This is a genomic window from Streptomyces sp. NPDC055103 (genome assembly GCF_053607625.1).
The window spans coordinates 1-2,746 of record NZ_JBSGTX010000154.1; the positions used below are offsets into that span (position 1 = coordinate 1).

Consider the following 2,746-nt stretch of genomic DNA (forward strand, 5'->3'; position numbering starts at 1 on the left):
TGTCGGCGTACACGTGAACGTGCCCAAGCACGTACGGATGAACGTGCCCACCTCCTGACGTACCGGAGATTGATCGTGGGCAGTCTGCTGCCGGCCTTTGAAGGGTGGCGGAGGGCGGCTGACCGTGGTCTTGGACCCGCAACGATGGATGGAGCTTCGACGCTTCCGCGGGCTGTTCGAGTCCGGGGCGATGAGCCTGTCGGAGATCGCGAAGGAGACCGGACTCAACCGTCGCACGGTCCGCAAGTACCTGTCCTCTGAGGGTCCGGTTGCCCCGCCCCGGCGGGCAGCGCCGGGACATGGCCGCCGGCGGAAGGTGGATGAGTTCGCGCCCCTGATCGACGCGATGCTGCGGTCGGAGATTCTGATCAAAGGGGCCGTGGTTCACGAGAGGCTGGTGGCCGAGTACGGCTTCCCCGGCACCTACCAGCGGGTCAAGCTCTACATGCAGGAGGCCCGGCCGCGGATCGCGGAGGAACTTGGCATCAGCCCAGGCGAGCTGGCCGGCCTGCACCGCAGATTCGAGGTCGTGCCCGGAGCACAGGCCCAGGTCGACTGGGGAGACGAAGGACAGATCCTCGCCCACGTCGGCATCCCGAAGGTCTACTCGTTCCACATGACCTTGTCCTACTCGCGAGATCCATTCTGCTGCTTCACGACCAGCCAGGACCTGGCCACCTTCTTCGACTGCCACCGCCAGGCGTTCGCCCACTTCGGCGGGGTGCCGATGTCGATCGTCTACGACCGCACCAAGACGGTCGTCCGACGCCACGTGGCACCGGGCGAGGCCGTTCCGCTGCACCCGGAAGCGGTCGGATTCGCCGGGCACTACGACTTCGACATCGATGTGCTGGCGGCCTACCGCCCCACCGGGAAAGGCCGCGTCGAGCGGCAGGTCCTGATCGTCCGCGACCACGTCCTGGCCGGACGGTCCTTCTCCTCCATCGCAGAGCTGGACTCCGCTTTCAACGCCTGGGTGCCCCTGCGACGGGCGAAGGCGCATGGCACCCACGGCGAGATCATCGGGCACCGCGCGATCCGCGACCACGTGGCCCTGCGCCCCCTGCCGACGACACCTTACGTGGTCACTCAGCGGCACCTTCGCTACGTCGGCAAGGACTGCCTGGTCGCCTTCGACGCGAACCTCTACTCGGTGCCGGCCCGCAAAGTCCGCCCGCGCCAGCTGGTGGAAGTCAGGGCCACGAAGTCCCAGATCACCCTGCACTCCACCGTCCCCGGCGCCAACGGCGACACTCTGCTGGCGATCCACCCAAGGGCCGTCGGCCGCGGAGCCTGCGTCGTCGACGAGAAGCACTGGGACGGTCTTCCAGACGGCCGAAACAGACGGACCACCACAGGTGACGTCCCTCCGCAGCCCCGTCATCAGAACCCACTCGGCGAGGAGACGGCCGGCTCGCTGATGGCTCTCCTGAACCGGGCCGCGGCCGTCCGCGTCGAGGTCGGCCGCAGACCCCTGTCGGTCTATGACGAACTGACCGGGACCCGTCCCTTCACCACCCACCCCACACCGGAGGAGCCCAGTTGAGCGAGCTGGTCAGCACCCGAATCCGAAGCACGGCCGCCAAGCTCGGCCTGCCCCACCTGGCCGAGAGCCTGAACCAGTACGCTGGCCGGGCGGACGAGGCCAAGATGGGCTACCTCGACTTCCTCGACCTCGTGCTGGCCGAGGAGCTCGCCATTCGAGACGACCGGCGCTTCCGCCAGGGCCTGCGGCTGTCCAAGCTGCCGCACCACAAAACGCTCGACGAGTACGACTTCGCCTTCCAGTCCGAACTCGACCCCCGCAAGATCAAAGACTTGGCCACCCTTGCCTTCGTCGAGGCCAAGGCCAACGCGGCCCTGCTGGGACCGCCCGGGGTCGGCAAGACCCACATCGCAGTCGCGCTCTCGGTCGCCGCCTGCCGGGCCGGCTTCTCGGTCTACTTCACGACCCTCGACGACATGGTCCGCCAGCTCAAGGTCGCCGAGGCAGCCGGACGACTCAACAGCAAGCTCCGCACCTACCTCCGCCCCGGCGTCCTCGTGGTCGACGAAGTCGGCTACCAGCCCCTCGAACGTGCTGAGGCGAACCTGGTGTTCCAGGTGATCTCCAAGCGCTACGAAAAGGGCTCGATCATCCTGACCTCGAACAAGACCTTCAGTGAATGGGGGCAGGTGTTCGGTGACGAAGTCCTCGCCACCGCCATCCTCGACCGGCTCCTGCACCACTGCGACGTCGTTTCCATCAATGGTCCGAGCTACCGGCTGAAGAACCGGCTCGCCGCCATCGAGCGCGACACCAACGTCGCTTGATCAATCACCCCGCCCGGGAACTCAGGCCGCCGCCCACGGCTCAGCCCGCCATCCCGGCAGTTCCTTGTCCAGCCACTCCTCGACGGTCCGCCGCCAAGGGTCGGTGGAGTCACTGTCGACGACATCGGCCCAGGTGTCCTCAGCGAGGTCCAGATCGACGACGAGGCTGTCGAGGTAGGCATCGAAGTCGTCAGCGACCTTGGTGAAGACGCCTTTCGACAGGTATCCAGGGTGAGGGATGCCATGCACGAAGGCATGGAGCTGGCCGTGGGCGGCCGGGTTCAGGTCCAGGAACAGGGTGTCGCTTCCGCCGTTGCGGGCGATCGGGAGAAGGCCGGCCAGTGAGACCTCATGGGCGAGCCACCCATCACGGCTGCGGCGGTACTCGCCGAGCAGGGTGCCCCAGCCGTATTCGCCATCGTCGTCACGGCCG

Annotated in this window: 2 protein-coding genes and 1 pseudogene; 2 read left to right on the forward strand and 1 reads right to left on the reverse strand. The window is 67.0% G+C overall.

The genetic code is table 11. From position 1 onward, the window contains the following. Window positions 1-148: 148 nt before the first annotated feature. Together istA and istB are read left to right on the forward strand one after the other, a co-directional pair. On the forward strand, window positions 149-1,546 hold the full coding sequence (gene istA / locus ACWFR1_RS40090) for an IS21 family transposase (RefSeq protein WP_453560963.1): 1,398 nt from the start codon (window positions 149-151) through the stop codon (window positions 1,544-1,546). Continuing rightward, window positions 1,543-2,313 (forward strand): IS21-like element helper ATPase IstB, encoded by a 771-nt coding sequence (gene istB, locus ACWFR1_RS40095; protein ID WP_317592559.1) that lies wholly within the window; start codon window positions 1,543-1,545, stop codon window positions 2,311-2,313. Before istA ends, istB begins: the two co-directional genes overlap by 4 nt. A 21-nt stretch (window positions 2,314-2,334) precedes the next feature. Here istB and ACWFR1_RS40100 read toward each other — a convergent pair. Continuing rightward, a pseudogene (locus tag ACWFR1_RS40100) lies at window positions 2,335-2,746 on the reverse strand (SMI1/KNR4 family protein); the annotation flags it as partial.

Excerpts from the sequence above, each read along its gene's own strand:
- istA (WP_453560963.1), top strand. The coding sequence starts at position 149 with ATGGAGCTTCGACGCTTCCGCGGGCTGTTCGAGTCCGGGGCGATGAGC.